The sequence below is a fragment of the Thalassotalea euphylliae genome, assembly GCF_042682785.1.
Taxonomy (GTDB): Bacteria; Pseudomonadota; Gammaproteobacteria; order Enterobacterales; family Alteromonadaceae; genus Thalassotalea_F; species Thalassotalea_F euphylliae.
Genome location: NZ_JBHUIB010000012.1, coordinates 882,482 through 898,949, shown reverse-complemented (window position 1 = coordinate 898,949; position 16,468 = coordinate 882,482). Strand labels below are relative to the sequence as shown.

General features: G+C 41.1%; 11 protein-coding genes. 5 read left to right on the top strand and 6 right to left on the bottom strand.

All coding sequences use genetic code 11. The annotated features are described in order from the left end of the window. Positions 1–17 precede the first annotated feature (17 nt). Both aroC and prmB read right to left on the bottom strand, forming a co-directional pair. Positions 18–1,106 (bottom strand): chorismate synthase, encoded by a 1,089-nt coding sequence (aroC, locus tag ACFSJY_RS18470; RefSeq protein WP_386037907.1) that lies wholly within the window; start codon positions 1,104–1,106, stop codon positions 18–20. After that, a complete protein-coding gene (gene prmB, locus ACFSJY_RS18465) occupies positions 1,106–2,032 on the bottom strand; it encodes a 50S ribosomal protein L3 N(5)-glutamine methyltransferase (protein WP_386037904.1) in 927 nt (308 codons plus the stop codon). The genes aroC and prmB overlap by 1 nt, the downstream gene beginning before the upstream one ends. Positions 2,033–2,130: 98 nt before the next feature. Here prmB and smrB point away from each other — a divergent pair, with 98 nt between their 5' ends. Then, positions 2,131–2,661, top strand: a complete 531-nt coding sequence (gene smrB / locus ACFSJY_RS18460) for an endonuclease SmrB (RefSeq protein WP_386037901.1) — start codon at positions 2,131–2,133, stop codon at positions 2,659–2,661. 3 nt (positions 2,662–2,664) lie between these two features. On the opposite strand, the gene sixA is transcribed toward smrB, so the two are convergent. Continuing rightward, positions 2,665–3,141, bottom strand: coding sequence for a phosphohistidine phosphatase SixA (gene sixA, locus ACFSJY_RS18455; protein WP_386037898.1), 477 nt, complete (start codon positions 3,139–3,141; stop codon positions 2,665–2,667). 215 nt (positions 3,142–3,356) lie between these two features. Here sixA and ACFSJY_RS18450 point away from each other — a divergent pair, with 215 nt between their 5' ends. From ACFSJY_RS18450 to ACFSJY_RS18440, 3 genes are all read left to right on the top strand, one after another. Next, positions 3,357–6,143, top strand: coding sequence for an insulinase family protein (locus ACFSJY_RS18450; RefSeq protein ID WP_386037895.1), 2,787 nt, complete (start codon positions 3,357–3,359; stop codon positions 6,141–6,143). A gap of 114 nt (positions 6,144–6,257) precedes the next feature. After that, positions 6,258–10,799, top strand: a complete 4,542-nt coding sequence (locus tag ACFSJY_RS18445; RefSeq protein WP_386037892.1) for an EAL domain-containing protein — start codon at positions 6,258–6,260, stop codon at positions 10,797–10,799. Positions 10,800–11,008: 209 nt separating this feature from the next. Continuing rightward, positions 11,009–11,233: a hypothetical protein gene (locus ACFSJY_RS18440; RefSeq protein ID WP_386037889.1), complete on the top strand. Its 225-nt coding sequence runs from the start codon at positions 11,009–11,011 to the stop codon at positions 11,231–11,233. Between the two features lie 161 nt (positions 11,234–11,394). Here the strand turns inward: ACFSJY_RS18440 and ACFSJY_RS18435 are convergent, their stop codons facing one another. The 3 genes from ACFSJY_RS18435 to fadI form a co-directional block, all read right to left on the bottom strand. Beyond that, complete coding sequence (locus tag ACFSJY_RS18435) at positions 11,395–11,595, bottom strand: hypothetical protein (protein WP_386037886.1); 201 nt, start codon at positions 11,593–11,595, stop codon at positions 11,395–11,397. A 211-nt stretch (positions 11,596–11,806) separates the two neighbouring features. Beyond that, complete coding sequence (gene fadJ / locus ACFSJY_RS18430; RefSeq protein WP_386037883.1) at positions 11,807–13,948, bottom strand: fatty acid oxidation complex subunit alpha FadJ; 2,142 nt, start codon at positions 13,946–13,948, stop codon at positions 11,807–11,809. After that, the gene (fadI, locus tag ACFSJY_RS18425) at positions 13,948–15,252 is read right to left on the bottom strand and encodes an acetyl-CoA C-acyltransferase FadI (RefSeq protein WP_386037880.1); all 1,305 of its coding nucleotides are present in this window, start codon (positions 15,250–15,252) and stop codon (positions 13,948–13,950) included. Before fadI ends, fadJ begins: the two co-directional genes overlap by 1 nt. Positions 15,253–15,480: 228 nt before the next feature. On the opposite strand from fadI, the gene ACFSJY_RS18420 reads away from it, so the two are divergent. Beyond that, positions 15,481–16,437: an AAA family ATPase gene (locus ACFSJY_RS18420; RefSeq protein ID WP_386037877.1), complete on the top strand. Its 957-nt coding sequence runs from the start codon at positions 15,481–15,483 to the stop codon at positions 16,435–16,437. Positions 16,438–16,468: the final 31 nt, after the last annotated feature.

The following is a 16,468-nucleotide window of genomic DNA, read 5'->3' as shown; positions in this document are numbered from 1 at the left end:
CGAGCTCGTATTCGTCCTTATTCGATTATTGGCGTCTGGCAATGTACGTCTGCGTTTTGCGCTCGATGTCTCATAAAGTGATCCATCAGGGTAATTGCAAGCATCGCCTCTGCGATAGGCACTGCACGAATACCAACACATGGGTCATGACGCCCCTTAGTGATAATATCCATTGGTTCACCTTTCTCATCGATAGTTTGACCGCTGACACCAATACTTGACGTTGGTTTTAGGGCTATCTGCGCGACGATAGGCTGGCCAGATGAAATACCACCCAACACACCGCCAGCATGGTTTGTTGAGAAGCCATCTGGAGTTAACTCGTCACGATGCTCAGAGCCTTTTTGATTTACCACTTCAAATCCATCACCAATTTCAACACCTTTAACCGCATTAATGCTCATTAAACTGTGTGCAATATCAGCGTCTAATCGGTCAAAGATAGGCTCACCTAGACCAACAGGGACGTTAGTCGCGACAACCATAACTTTAGCGCCAATAGAATCTTTTTGGCGAATAATACCGCGCAGGGTTTCATCCAACTGCTCTAGTTTATTTTCATCAGGGAAAAAGAATGGGTTCTCTTCAACGATATCCCAATTGAACTGCTCTGCTTTGACATCCGCAATTTGGGACACACAGCCCTTAATTTCAACCCCCAATTTCTCTTTTAAATATTTTTTGGCGATGGCGCCAGCAGCAACTCGCATTGCCGTTTCTCTAGCAGAAGAACGCCCACCACCTCGGTAATCTCTGAAGCCATATTTTTGCGTGTAGGTGTAATCTGCATGACCGGGGCGAAAACTCGTTGCAATGTTGCCATAATCTTTTGAACGCTGATCAGTGTTTTCAATCAACAAACCAATTGTTGTACCTGTCGTTTTCCCTTCAAAAACGCCAGACATGATTTTCACTTCATCGGCTTCTCGGCGAGCTGTTGTATATCGAGATGTACCCGGTTTTCTGCGATCTAAATCTATTTGAAGATCTGCTTCACTCAATTCAATACCCGGAGGACAGCCATCAATAATAGCGCCTAAGCCTAAGCCATGGCTCTCTCCAAATGTAGTGACTGTGAATAATTTACCGTATGTATTTCCCGACATTAGCGTTGTACTACCCGTTGGTTAAAAATTACTTGATGTTCGTCTAATTGTGCTTTTGTCAGCACAAAAACGCCGTGCCCACCTCGTTCGAACTCTACCCAGTGAAATGGCACCTCTGGGTATGCCTGTTCTACATGAATTTGAGAATTACCTACCTCACACACCAAGACACCGTCATCTGTCAGGTGTGCAGCAGCTTGTGCAAGGATTTCTCGTGTGATATCCAAACCATCGTGCCCAGAACCAAGGCCCATTTCAGGTTCATGTGTGAACTCTGCTGGCAACGTGCTAACGTCTTCGGCGTCAACATAAGGAGGGTTAGTCACGATTAAATCATATTTTTCTTGCGCGATAGAAGCAAAAAGATCAGATTGAATAGGAATAACTTGTTCCATCAGCCCGTGACCTTCAATGTTGATTTGAGCGACATTAAGCGCATCTACTGATAAGTCGACAGCATCTACTTCGGCAAGCGGAAACGTATATGCGCAGGCGATAGCAATACAACCACTGCCTGTGCACAAATCGAGCACGCGATTCGGCGATTGGCCAACAAAAGGTGCAAACTTTTTATCAATAAGCTCAGCTATCGGTGATCGTGGCACAAGTACGCGTTCATCAACATAAAAAGAAAGCCCAGCGAACGTTGCTTGATTGGTTAAATAGGCGGCAGGAATTTGCTCAACGATACGTCGCTCAATCATCGCTAACAAATCGTCTTTCTCTGAGTCCAGTAGTTTTGCGTGCTTACTTTGTTCGAATAATTCGCGTGGCAAGGACAATACATTCATCACCAAGTTTATTGCTTCATCCCATGCGTTATCTGTGCCGTGTCCAAAATAGAGATCTGCACGGTTAAATTCACTGGCACTCCAACGTACCCAGTCTTCGATAGTCAGTAACTGTGATTGCACAGACAACGTCATGATTATTCCTATGATAACGCCAATTATATGGCGAGTTTGAGAGACAAAACAAAGCAAATAATATATCATTATTCGCCCTGAAAATGTCGACCTTTGTCATGAAATTTAAAGATTTATTATCGCAAGAAGAAAAAGCACTGTTTAAGGAATCAATTGGTAAAGTTAAACCTATTGTTCAGGACAAAGTTCGACATGAACGCAAAAGTACACCAAAGAAAAATAACGCCAATACACTCACCACGCAGCAAGGCGCTGAATTTTACTTTTCAGATGAGTTTGAGCCGGATTTAAACCACCAAGGCCCAATGAAATATGTAAAAGACGGAACAGATAGCTTCGAAGCAAAAAACTTAAGGCGTGGTGTTTATCTACCCGATTTAATTCTAGATTTACACGGCCTGACACAAGAACACGCGAAGCGAGAAATTGCCGCACTATTAAAAGCTTGTCACAAAGAACACGCTAGGTGCGTATGCATTGTGCATGGCATAGGAAACCGAGTGTTGAAGACAAAGGTGCCACACTGGCTAGTGCAGCACCCCGACGTGTTAGCATTTCATCAAGCCCCTCTTGAATATGGCGGTGACGGAGCCCTTTTAGTGCTTATTGATATCAAAGATAAGTATTGATCATCAGCACAAGTCGATTGGTGCAACCATACGAACAAATTCACCAACCATCGCATCTTTATTGTAATTAATTTCAACAACACCCGCTGTTTGAAAAATTGGCGAATGTTCTTGCTGAGTAAGTTCACTGACTATATAGCTAACAAAAGGCATATGAGAAACAAGCAAGAGCTGTTCAACCGGCTCTACTGTTAGTTCACCGTCAATAATATCTCTCACATCAGTTGCGTTGCCAGATGGTGTAATAAAAGATTGCGTAACTAGCTGCGAAGTACTTGAAAGTTGTTCAACTACCGCGTTCGCTGTTTGCTGAGCGCGAACATAAGGACTCACCCAAATTTTTTCAGGTTTTATGCTCATTTTTTCCATCCATCTTCCCATTAACTCAGCTTCGAGCTTTCCTTGCTCTGTCAGCTTTCGTTGCGCATCGGACTCAGCCTGAAAACTTGCTTGCCCGTGGCGCATAATGAAGATTTGCATAATGTTACTCCCGCACTTCTAAATTCGCGGATATCAGATGAAAAATTCCGGCTATAGTAAAAGAAAGCGCCAACTATTTATAACAACAGTTAAGAATAAAATAGACTGATGTTATTCCTTCGGGTAATTTATAAAGAAAACAAGCCTATAATAATAAGAATAAACACGACTTACTGATGGTGCGGTTCGTAAATTAGTGTTTGATAGGAGTTAATTTGTTAAAGCAAAGCCCTAACGACAAAAAACACTACCTACCCATTACGCTCGACAATGGCATGCGTGTGTTGTTGATTCAAAATTCTGAATCAGACCGAGCTGCAGCTGCACTAGCAGTCAATGCGGGGCATTTCGACGACCCAAAAGACCGCCAGGGACTCGCCCATTTCGTCGAACACATGCTGTTTTTGGGTACAGAAAACTACCCCGATGGTAGTGAATACCAAAAATTTATAAGCCAACATGGCGGCCATAATAACGCCTGGACCGGTACAGAGTTCACCAGTTACTTCTTTGATATTCACTGTAACTTTTTTGAAGAGGCATTGGCTCGATTTTCAGACTTCTTCAAGGCGCCTTTATTGAGTGAGTCATTCGTTCAAAGCGAGCGAATGAATATCGACTCAGAGTTTAAGCTAAAGTTAAAAGACGATATCAGACGCCTTTACGACGTTCATAAAGAAACCGTAAATCAAAACCACCCTTTCGCACAGTTCTCCGTTGGGAATATTGACACGTTAGGTGATCGAGATGGTCAAAGTATCCAGCAAGAAATCGAGTCTTTTTATAAAACTCATTATTGTGCTAACTACATGACGTTAGCGATAGAAGGACCGCAACCACTTGACCAACTCAAATCATGGGCGCATCAGTTTTTTGATGATGTAAAGTCAGCCAAAACGGAAAAGGCGCCAATAACGGAGCCGCTATATTTACCTGAACACTTAGGTAAAGAAATTCAAGTAATCCCTGTTAAAAATGATAAACAATTAATTATCAGTTTTGCGCTTCCGAGCATTGACAAATATTATCGTCACAAGCCTGAAGCTGTGCTTGCTTATCTTTTAGGCCATGAGGGAAAAGGCAGTATCTTGTCATACTTAAAGTCTCAACACTTAGCATTAGGTTTAACTGCAGGCTCTGGTGTAAATGGCTCCAATTTTAAAGACTTTAATATCAGCATATCCCTGACAGAAGAGGGAGAACAGCAAATTGATAGTATTATTGATGTGATTTTTAGCTATATCAATTTGCTCAAGGGAGCTCCTATTCCCCATCATTTTTATTTTGAGAAGCAAAAACTAGCTAAAGTCGCGTTTCAGTTTTTAGAAAAGTTAAAACCGTTAGACTCAGTAAATCAGTTAGTGGTGAATATGCATCACTACCCAACTGATGATTATATTTACGGTGATTTTGTCATGGACGGCATACGTGAGCAGTCACTTACAGAATTACTTTCATTTTTCACGGCCGATAATTGTCGTATTGTGAAGATTGGCCAATGTTACGAAACCAATAAAACAAGCCAATGGTATAAAGTACCGTACGCAATTTCAGACATAGACAAAGCTCGAATAAATGAATTAAACAACATCGATGTGATGCAACAACTGGTGCTGCCAGCAGAGAACCCTTACATTCTCGACAAACCAAAAGTTTGGCCACACACACATGAAACAGCGACGCCCACTCAAATAGAGAGCAAAAATGGCCTTTGCATTTGGTTCAAGCAAGATACTACGTTTAAGGTGCCCAAAGGGTATATCTACTTAGGTATCGACTCACCTATTTCGGTCAACAGTGTTGAAAACATAGCCATGACGCGCCTCTTTGTTGACTGTTTCTCAGAGCACGTCATTGAAGAGCACTATGATGCCGAATTGGCTGGCATACACTACAACCTGTATGCGCATCAAGGTGGCTTAACACTTCAGTTATCAGGTTTAAGCGAAAAACAGCCTCTGTTATTAGAGCGGTTGCTGGATAGCCTACTTAGCCCTCAGTTTCACCCAAGCCAATTTGAATTAATCAAAAATCAATTAATGAAACACTGGCGAAATGCTGACAAGAGTAAGTCGATTTCTCAGCTGTTTTCAAAGCTTAGCTCGTTCATGCAACCCAATAGTCCATCATCAAATTCACTATTAAAAGCGATGGAACATATTACCTATGAAACGTTTATGGACTTTTCACGGCACCTATTCGAACAAATTACCTTAGACGTCCTAGTGCACGGTAACTGGCTAGAGAGTCAAGCTCAGTCAATTGCACAAACAATTGGTGAGCACTTTTCACATAGACATGATGCGAGAAACCATGTCGCTTGTCCGGTTATCGACTTAGATGAGCAACCTGAGTTAGTCTTCCCCGTAACGATGCCCAATCACGATCATGCAGCGGTATGCTACTACCCTTGCAGTGATAAAGCAGAAAAAACAACGGCATTGGCTATGTTAACCAGTCATTTGCTAGCGCCTATATTTTTCCAAGAAATGCGCACGGAAAAACAATATGGCTACTTAGTCAATGTAGGTTATATTCCTATCAACCGCTTTCCAGGCATCGCTTTCTACATTCAGTCACCCGATACTAAACCTGAACAATTAGTCTCCGCGATGGATGAGTTTATAGAGCTTGCTCTAGAAAAACTCGCAATGCTTGACGATCAGCAGTGGTTTACTTATCAGCATGGTCTCGCTGCTCAGCTGAAAGAAAAAGACGCAAGCCTGAGAACAAAAAGTCAACGTTTTTGGACGTCAATTACCAATCAAGATTTCGAGTTTAATCGAAAAGCCGTTCTATTAGAGGCGATGGAAAGTATCACACAACACGATGTGACTGGCTTTATAGAGCAACACTTAAAGCAGCAAATGGGGGCTTATAAACATCGCCTTACATTAGTCTCTAACGAGGCCAACACCATTGACCAATATTGGACAGACAGAAACGCGCTTGTCATTGAAGATTCAAAAGTTTTTGCAAAAAACTGTCAAAGAAAATTCTAGTACTGCCGATACAATAGGAAGGCGTTATTTGACTTGGCTTCATGCATCAGATTTAATGGTCGGATAACTTAAATATTACCTTTGTCTGTCTACGTGATAGATAGTGGAAATTTCGTGAAGTATTTGCTGTATTTGCTATCAAGCCTCAAGCGCCAACTAGGCCTCGCTACAATCTGTTCTTTGCTTGTATTGCTTAGCGCAACTGCGCACGCAAATAATAACCTTTCATCGATAAAGCTCGAACAATTCTCCACCCCCGAAGGGCTGTCACAAAGTAATGTTTATTCTATTGTTCAAGATGATCAAGGGTTCATTTGGATTGCTACCGCTGATGGTCTGAATCGATACGACGGCTTTGAGTTTGTTCATTACCGCCACGACCTAGAAGATAAAAACTCTCTTGCCGACAACTTCATTCGGAAATTGTTCATCGATAGTAAAGGTGTACTTTGGGTAGGTACTAGCAATGGATTGAGCCAATATCGGCGAGCATCAGATGACTTTATCAATTTCACTCACAATTCAGGTGACGGGAATTCGTTATTAGATAATGTTGTATGGGATATTTTTGAAGGTGTTGATAAACAAGGTAACGATCAGTTTTTTATTGCTACAGAAACAGGTCTTCAACTTTACAACCGGAACTCAGGTAAATTTGAACAAATTCTTATTCCAGGTTTCGAGCAAAACCTAGGGGAAATTAAGACAATATTTCAAGATGACAAAGGCGATTATTGGCTAGGCACATTCTCAAATGGAATAATTCTCACTAATCAACAATTTACGCTTGCTAAAAACTTAATGACGCAAGAAAGAAAGACCTCCCGTTGGAACTTTGACATTAGAGCAAAAAGTCTCCTTTATGCAAAAAAAGTCGCTGGCAACTACTGGCTAGCTACAACAAATGGCATTTACATCTTGGATGAGAATGTAAAAATCATTAAACACCTTTCATCAGAGAACACCGACGCTGCTCTTTCCTCCAATGAAGTAAGGAGCCTAGTAAACTATAAAGATAAGGTTGTATTTGCCGCGACAAGGAAAGGGTTATCATCCATAGATGTTTTAACATTTGAGACTCGAAAGGTGATACCTGAGCTTTCTGGACAAAAAGAAGAATTACAGCCTTGGTTTATGGCCTCTCTACAAACCATTAATAAAGACATATGGTTTGCGTCAAATGGCGGAGGACTATACTTATACAAACCCCAGACGTCTTTATTGCAACAAAGTATCAAAATTCACAATGATACTAATTTAAACATCACTTCCGTAGAGTACATTGGTTCAGGCCAGCTAATGTACACCGATGAGTCTAACAAGCTGTACATCAGAAATATCGAAACTAATAACGAACAGCTTATCGCATCTCAATTAGGCGTAAATAAAATATACTGGTCTAAAACGGATAAAGTCTACGTTCTTACCTTTAATGGCAGCCTATATAATTTTAATAAGAATGAATTGAGCCTTACAGAAGTCGAAGGGTGGAACAGTGAAAAAACGCCAACATTCGGAATTGACCCGCTTTTAGTCGATAACTACTCTTGCTTTTTAAATTACTCAGGAAAGCTAGAATGTTTTGACTTCGAAAAAAAGCGATACAAAGAGTATAGCCTGGATAATCCCTCTGAACTTTTGTCTTTGTCTTTTGATGAAAAGACAAATCAGTTTTGGTTAGGTGCTAAAGACGGTTCAATCTATACTTTTGACATTCAAAATAAGATATTTAATTTCGAATTCAACCTTTCTAAGTTTGCATTAGAGTCGTTTCAAGTTCGCTCAGTTAATACTACTTCAAATCATATTTTTATGAGCTCTCATGGCAATGGTCTACTGGTCATTGAAAAGGACTTAAAAGCTCACACACTTTTTACCGAGAAGAATGGACTGAGAAATAACTACATAGCGTCACTAACTCAGGATAAAAAGGAAAATATATGGTTTGGAAGTAATAAAGGTATTTCTGTTGTAACTAGTAACGATTTAAATATAAAAATGTTCGATACAGATTTTGGGTTGTTCAATACAGAGTTTTACACCAATTCAAGTACGACTGACGAAAATAGCGGGCAAATTTTCCTAGGAAGCAACACAGGGCTATACAGTTTCTATCCAAATGACTTATTGAATCAAGAACAATCTATTCTCTCACCAACTCTAACAAAGGTTGAAATAGCGAATAAGTCTATAGAGTCCAAAGAACAAAAGGTAAATATAACCGAGAATAATGCTCTTAGCATTACTTACAAGCAATTTCCTTTGAGTATAGAATTTGTATCTCCTAACGCCCTGCTCCCCTCTCAAACCAAATACAGATATAGACTATTGGGATTAGAGGAAGATTGGATAGAGACAAATAGAGACAATAGAAGAGCTACATACACCAATCTCAGTCCTGGCTCTTACGTTTTCGAGTTAGAAGTTTTCGATCTTTTTCAAAACAACATTAAAAAATCAACTTCTTTAAATTTGACAGTAGTCCCGCCTATTTGGCTGACCACTTCGGCAAAAGTTGCTTATGCGCTTGTCACATTTTTGGTACTTGCCTACATCCTTCAGCAATATAGAAGACGTTTACAGTATCACTTTCAAATTAAGAAAAGCGAAGAGCGATTAAAGCTGTCACTTTGGGGAAGTGGTGATGAAATGTGGGATTGGAACATCAAAACGAAAAAGATATTTCGCTCAAATATATGGGGGTTACTAGAGTTCCCACAAGACGGTACGCGAAATGTAGGAACTGAACAAACCAACATACACCCTAACGATATAGAACGTGTCAAAGATGCGATGAATGCGCATTTTGATAACCAAACAGAACACTTCGAAACGACTTATCGCGTTAAAGATAAAAATGATCAATGGATATGGGTGTTAGATCGCGGCAAAGTGGTCGAGCGCGACGATAAAGACAAACCTATTCGTATGACGGGTACGCTCAAAGATATTTCTCATATCAAGAAAGCAGAGGAGCGCCTTAAACTTTTTGCGAAATGTATCGAAAATATTTCAGACGCAGTTGTTATCTACGATCGTCAATTTACCATTGTTGATGTCAACAAAGCATTTGTCAGAATCACCGGTAAATCAAAAAGTGAAATGTTGGGCAATTCGCTAGCGTTCACCCGCTATCCCGAGTCTTTCACTCAATCAATAAAAAAACACTTGATTACCCATGGCAACTGGCAAGGCGAAATTGAAAGTAGACGAAATAGTAATGAACGTTACTTTACCGATTTAACCCTTGACGTTATTCGTGATGAAAGTGGAAATATTTCCCACTTTGTTGGTGTATTTTCAGATGTTACGGCTCGTAAGAAGTCAGAGGCAGAATTAAGAAAGTTAGCCAATTCAGATACACTAACGGGCCTACCGAACCGTTCATTCTTCCAAGCAAATCAAACAAATCTTGTTAAAAACAAAACACCACATGCCCTACTTGTTTTTGATTTAGATAACTTTAAAAAGATTAATGACTCTATGGGTCACCAGGTCGGTGACTTAATACTTGTCGAAGTGGCTAAACGTATTCTGAAAATTGGCTCCAAGCGAAACACTGTTTATAGGCTAGGTGGTGATGAATTTAGTGTCATTATTGAAAATACGAATGATATCCACACGATCACCTCATTAGCGAAAGAAATTTTGCGTATCATTGCGCAACCATTGAAACTTAAAAACCAAGAAATCGTGCTTTATAGCAGTATTGGTATTGTGCTTTACCCTGAAGATGGGGCGAGTCCGCAAGAGCTACTTAAAAATGCGGATACTGCTATGTACCATGCTAAAGATTCTGGTGGTAACCGTTATCAATTTTTCAGTGAATCGATGAATAAACAAGCGGTTAAACGAATTCAAATAGAAAGTTTAATTCGCCATGGCTTAAAAGAAGATCTGTTTTCTGTTTTTTATCAGCCAAAAATTCAAATTGCTTCAGGAAAAATTGCTGGCATGGAAGCACTAGTGCGTTTTGAGACCCCTACAAAAGGAGTTATCAGTCCAGCTGTGTTTATCCCAGTGTCTGAAGAAACAGGTCAAATAATAGATATTGGTGAAATTGTACTTCGCAAATCATGTTATGCGGCTAAACGTTGGGTTGACGCAGGCATGTTTGATGGCCGTGTTGCAGTTAACCTTTCCGCTGTGCAGTTTACACAACCCAACCTACCTAAAATGATTGCCTCAATATTGGAAGAAAGTAAATTACCGGCAAAGTTTCTTGAATTAGAGATTACCGAAGGGACGGTAATGGATAACCCGCAAGCCGCCATTGATACTATGCTTCAGATTCGTTCAATGGGTATTCATTTATCACTGGACGATTTTGGCACGGGCTATTCATCGTTGGCATATCTGAAGAAATTCCCGCTCAATACACTAAAGATTGATAAGGCCTTTGTTGATGATATTGAGGTGTCAGAGCAAGGCCGAAACATGGTAGCTACTATTGTGACTATCGCGCATAATTTGGGCATGCAAGTAGTAGCCGAGGGTGTTGAAAATAATAATCAACTTAATTTCCTTGCTGGTCTTGGCTGTGAGCAGCTCCAAGGTTACTTATATAGCAAACCACTCGCAGAAAATGAGTTCCAAAAATATCTGCTGAGCCATCAAATCACAGATCAATCAACCAATCTTTACTCTAAATCTTAACCTATTCAAAGAGTCAAATTCCTGCCACCTAGCCAAGATGCGGTAAATTACTTCCTCATATTTTTTGACGCCACAAAAAGCCACGCCACAGTCAAAATATTTCATTACTTTTCAGTGACTTAAAACAAAACCCGTAAATTCAACTATTGGCACAATAATAGCTAACACTATGTCTGTCTTTAATAACAATAAAGTAATAGGAAAACATAATGTTAACTTCGCTAATCATGTCAATTCTTGTATCTTCGTCATCACCAGAGCAAGCAGTTGAACCGAAAAATATAAACGATTTTACCAGCACAAGCTCAATAAAAATGCTTATTGCAGATAAAAAGCCTAGAGTAAAAATTGCAGACAAAAAGCCTAGAGTAAAAATTGCAGACAAAAAGCCTAGAGTGAAAATTGCAGACAAAAAGCCTAGAGTAAAAATCTAATGCTGGCTATCATCAAAGCGTGGCTAGGCCATGATATCAAAGAGAATCCGATAGCCTCTAAAATCCAAATTGAAGAGGTAAATGCTGCTGACTGGTGGCGTTAAATTTGAAATAGGCTATGCAACACGGAAGTTTGCATTTCTTCTCAAGAGAAGCGAGTACTAGGCTCTAAACAATAAATAGTTAAACCCAAACGCACGATTAACTTTCATACGTTTCTTCATACAGAACATAGGCCAAATGAAAGGCCCCATCAATAAACCTGCAAACGCCCAACGTCTGCGCCCCATTCCACTTGAAATTGCCTGACAATAGAAAAACAAAGAACACACTAAGCTAACGGTAACTGCAAGTAACAACATAAATACTATACCTTTATCTGAGGAACGAGTAGTAAATGAAAATGGGTACTAAATTTACGGCGCGTAATATATCAAAACTGATTACTTTTTAAAAGAAAATAGAGCAATTATTCAACAGTGTTATTTTGACTTTATTGCCATTACTTATCAAGCAAACTGATATGCACAAAAAAGGAGGCATACGCCTCCTTTAATTCAGCGTATTTAGCTTTTACTTATGACACTTATCGCCGCTCTCAGCTAATTTAATAAGCGCATCGCACGGTTCAAAACGATCACCATGTTGCTGCTTCCACTGATTTAACTGGCTCACAATGTTTGTCGCGCCAACTTTGTCAATGTAGCTATATGGACCACCCAAGAATGGAGGGAAGCCAATACCGAAGATAGCACCGATATCACCGTCACGAGCGTTACGCACAATTTCTTCGTCCAAGCAACGCATCGCTTCATTCAACATCATGTAAACACAGCGTTTCGCAATATCTTGTTCTGATAACTTACCTGATGGGGTTACACCAAGCAGATTATAAACGGTCTCATCAACCGTCTTCTTACCTTTCTTCGCAGCTTTACCGTATAAGTAGAAGCCTTTATTCGCCTTTTTACCTAAACGGCCATCATTGATTAAGCTTTCGAATGCTGCAGGTGTTTCAAAGCGATCGCCTAGTTCGGCTTTAAGAATTGGACCAATTTTCGCCCCAATATCAATACCAACTTCGTCAAGCAATTGCATTGGACCTACAGGGAAACCAAACTTAACTAGTGCTTTGTCTAACTTTTCTACTGGCTCGCCTTCAAGAAGCATCATCGCTGCTTCATTCATGTACGGCGCCAAAATACGGTTAACAAAGAAACCCGCCTTATCTTTAACAACTATTGGGGTCTTACCTTGTTTTTTAGCAAAGGCTACGGTCGTTGAAATTGTCTCATCTGACGTTTTCTCATGAGCGATAATTTCTGCCAACGGCATCATATCTACAGGTGAGAAGTAATGAAGACCAATGACGTTTTCTGGACGTTCAGCGTTTGCTGCAATCTGGCCTATGGGTAGGCTAGACGTATTACTCGCGAAAATAGTGTCGGGACGACAGTTAGCTTCTACATCCGTTACCATTTTTTGCTTTAGAGACAAGTCTTCAAATACCGCTTCAACTACAATGTCTGCATCTTTAAAACCTGTGTAATCAAGCGTACCGGTAATGTCTGCCAACTGACGTTGCATTTCGCTGTGGCGCATAAAACGACGCTTTACTTTTTTGTTCAAAAGATCGTAGCTGTATTTAAGCGCCGCGTTGATACCTTTATGCGAGATATCTTTAACACGCACAGGCACACCCGCTTTGGTCGCCGTGACGAACGAGATACCACCGCCCATCAAGCCACCACCAAGTACGCCTGCTTTGAGCACTTTTGCTGGCTCTACACCTTCAACACCATGCTCTTTCTTCATGTCTGTTGTTGCGAAGAAAAGGTTGCGTAGTTGTTCAGATTCTGGCGTCATCACAAGGTGACCAAAATGATCAGCTTCTACCTGGTAACCCATAGCAGGAGAACGCTCTACACCAACACGCACACAATCAATAATCTTTAATGGTGCTGGATAGTTACCTTTTGTTTTCGACAACACAGATTTAGTTGCTTGGTCAAATAGCACCTTACGACCCATTGGGTTTTCTTCTAGCGCTTTGTCCATCAAAGACGTTTTGCGTTTCTTTGGCTTTACTTTGCCTTTAAGCGCAATTTCTTCAGCGGTACGAACGAGAATACTGTTAGGAACGACATCATCAACTAAGCCTGACTTTAGTGCTTGCTTAGCACGAAGTTGCTTACCGGTTAGCATCATGTCTAAAGACTTTTGAATACCAACTAGTTTTGGTAGTCGCTGTGTGCCGCCACCGCCAGGCAATAAACCAAGTTGTACTTCTGGTACACCAAGCGCAGTTTTAGGGTTATCACTTGCAATACGTGCGTGACATGCAAGAGCAAGTTCTAAACCACCACCTAAACAGGCACCATTAATTGCTGCTACGATTGGTTTAGGGAAGTTTTCCATTTGGTCGAAAACCATTTGTCCCTGACGAGAAAGCGTGGTTGCTTCCTCTGCTGTCGTGCAAGCTGCAAGCATATTAATGTCCGCACCAGCAACAAATGAATCTGCTTTACCACTGACAACTACGATGCCTTTGATAGTCGCGTCATCTTTAATTTCTTTAAGCATGGCGGTAATTTCTTCACCAAACTCTGCCTTGAGCGTGTTCATCGTATCGCCCTTCACATCCATAACAAGATGCGCAATACCATTTTCTTGACGCTCTAGTGAAAACACACTGTTATTTGTTTGTTCTGTCATTAGTCTGTCTCCACAATCATTGCTGCGCCTAACCCACCTGCCGCACAGGCTGTTGTGAGGCCTACACCACCACCTCGGCGGTTCAATTCATTTAGTGTTTGCGTAATTAAACGCGCACCGGTTGCCGCGAATGGATGGCCGTATGCTAACGAGCCGCCCATGACATTAAAGTTATCCATATCAATTTCACCGATAGCTTTGTCGCGGCCTAACTTTTCTTGCGCAAACTTTTTCGAGCCAAACATCTTCATATTTGAAAGCGCTTGTGCTGCGAACGCTTCATGCATTTCTACTAATGTTAAGTCTGAAAGTTCCATACCTGCACGCTTAAGTGCTAGTGGTGTCGCATAGCTTGGCCCCATCAGCATATCTTCCCACACGTCAATCGCAGTGAATGCATAGCTTTTGATGTAACCTAATGGCTTGTATCCAAGTTCTTTCGCACGACCTTCGCGCATTAACATAATGGCTGCAGCACCATCAGTAAGTGCAGTACTGTTTGCTGCTGTTACGGAACCGTGCTTACGATCGAACACTGGACGTAAGCGTGCATAGCCCGCTAATTCAGAATTTTCACGAATACAGTTATCTTTATCGATAAACGTTTTATGTGGTTCAGGATGCGCAGCCATTACTTCGCCATCAAGCTTGCCTGCCGCCCAACTCTCTGTTGCTAATACATGAGAGCGATGGGCTAATTCATCTTGAGACTCACGCGATATTTGATGGGTCTTAGCCATTTGCTCTGCCGTTTGGCCCATTGATAAGCCTGTCGAGTACTCAGCTACTGCAGGTGGCACTGGCATTAAGTCTTTTAAGCCAAGTTGGCGGATTAGGCCGAATTTTTGCCCAAAGGTTTTTGCTTTTGATAAGTCGAGCAAGGAGCGTGCTAATTTTTTAGTCACACCAATTGGTGCAACAGACGAAGAATCTGCACCACCTGCAATACCAACATCAACCACACCTGCCATAATTGACTCTGCAACATTTACGGTAGACTGGAAGCTAGTCGCACATGCGCGAGACACGCTGTACGCGTCTGTATGAATATTCATACCAGTGCCCAACACAATTTCACGTGCAATGTTTGGTGCCTCTGGCATTTGAACTACTTGGCCAAACACTAATTGATCGACTATTTGCGGGTCAACGTCGTGTCTTTTCATTAATTCGTTAACTACCATTTTGCCCAGATCAACTGCTGGTACACCATGGAAAGCCGTTGCTTGTTTAGCAAAAGGTGTACGCAGGCCCGCGACTACCGCGATGCGCTCCCCTTTTGGCGTTTTAATTGTGTTTGACATTGTGTTTCCTTTTTAAGAGGTCTGACCTCTGAACTTTTACTCAATTCTAACGTCAATTATTTTTTTTTCAACAAGACGTCGATTTCAGGAGTGTGTTGATCATAGCTTGATAAATTCTTACAAGATTAGCCTTGTAATTAGCTGGTTGAACCTTATATAAAATGCAATGTCTTAAAAATCGACATGCTTTAACACTAGTATATTGATAATAAATAGAAAACATTTCACATGACCATTGAACACTTTTCCGCGTTAAAAACACACCTTGCTGATCAAATCATTGGTCAACATGAGCTCGTTGAAAATTTATTGATTGCTCTGTTGGCAAACGGACACTTAATAGTCGAAGGCCCACCAGGTCTGGCAAAAACGCGAGCAGTCAATGCACTAGCGCAAGGCGTGGAGGCAGATTTTCACCGAGTACAATTTACGCCCGATTTATTACCTGCTGATTTAACAGGAACCGATATTTATCGTCCAGAAGATGGTAGTTTCGTCTTTCAGTCAGGTCCTCTTTTCAGAAATTTAGTGTTAGCCGATGAAATAAACCGTGCGCCAGCTAAAGTTCAGTCAGCATTGCTTGAAGCGATGGCTGAAGGTCAAATAACCGTAGGTAGAAAAACCTATAAATTACCTGATTTGTTTCTTGTCATGGCTACACAAAACCCTATTGAGCAAGAAGGTACTTACCCATTACCAGAAGCTCAACTTGACCGTTTCTTAATGCATCTTGATGTCAGTTATCCAGGTGCTGAGAGTGAGTTAGAGATTCTTAAATTAAATCGTGGTGAAGCGCTGAAAGAAGAAAAAACACCACTTCGTACTCTTTCTCAGGATGAAATTTTCACGGCACGTGAAGAAGTATTAAAAATTCATATGGCGCCAGCCGTCGAGCAATATATCGTTGATTTAATTATTGCCACGCGCCAGCCTGAAAAATATGACGAGAAATTAAAAGCATGGTTGGCATTCGGTGCTAGCCCCCGCGCAACGATTGCATTAGACCGATGCGCACGCGCACGCGCATGGTTACATGGACGTGACTTCGTCAGTCCTGAAGATGTTCAAGCAGTAGTGCATAATGTATTGCGCCATCGCTTACTATTGACCTATCAAGCAGAAGCTGAAGGAATCACCGCCAACCAATTGATTGACCACTTAGTTTCGCTTGTCGCTATTGGTTAATATTGATTTGCAGCAAACAGAGAATATCGAG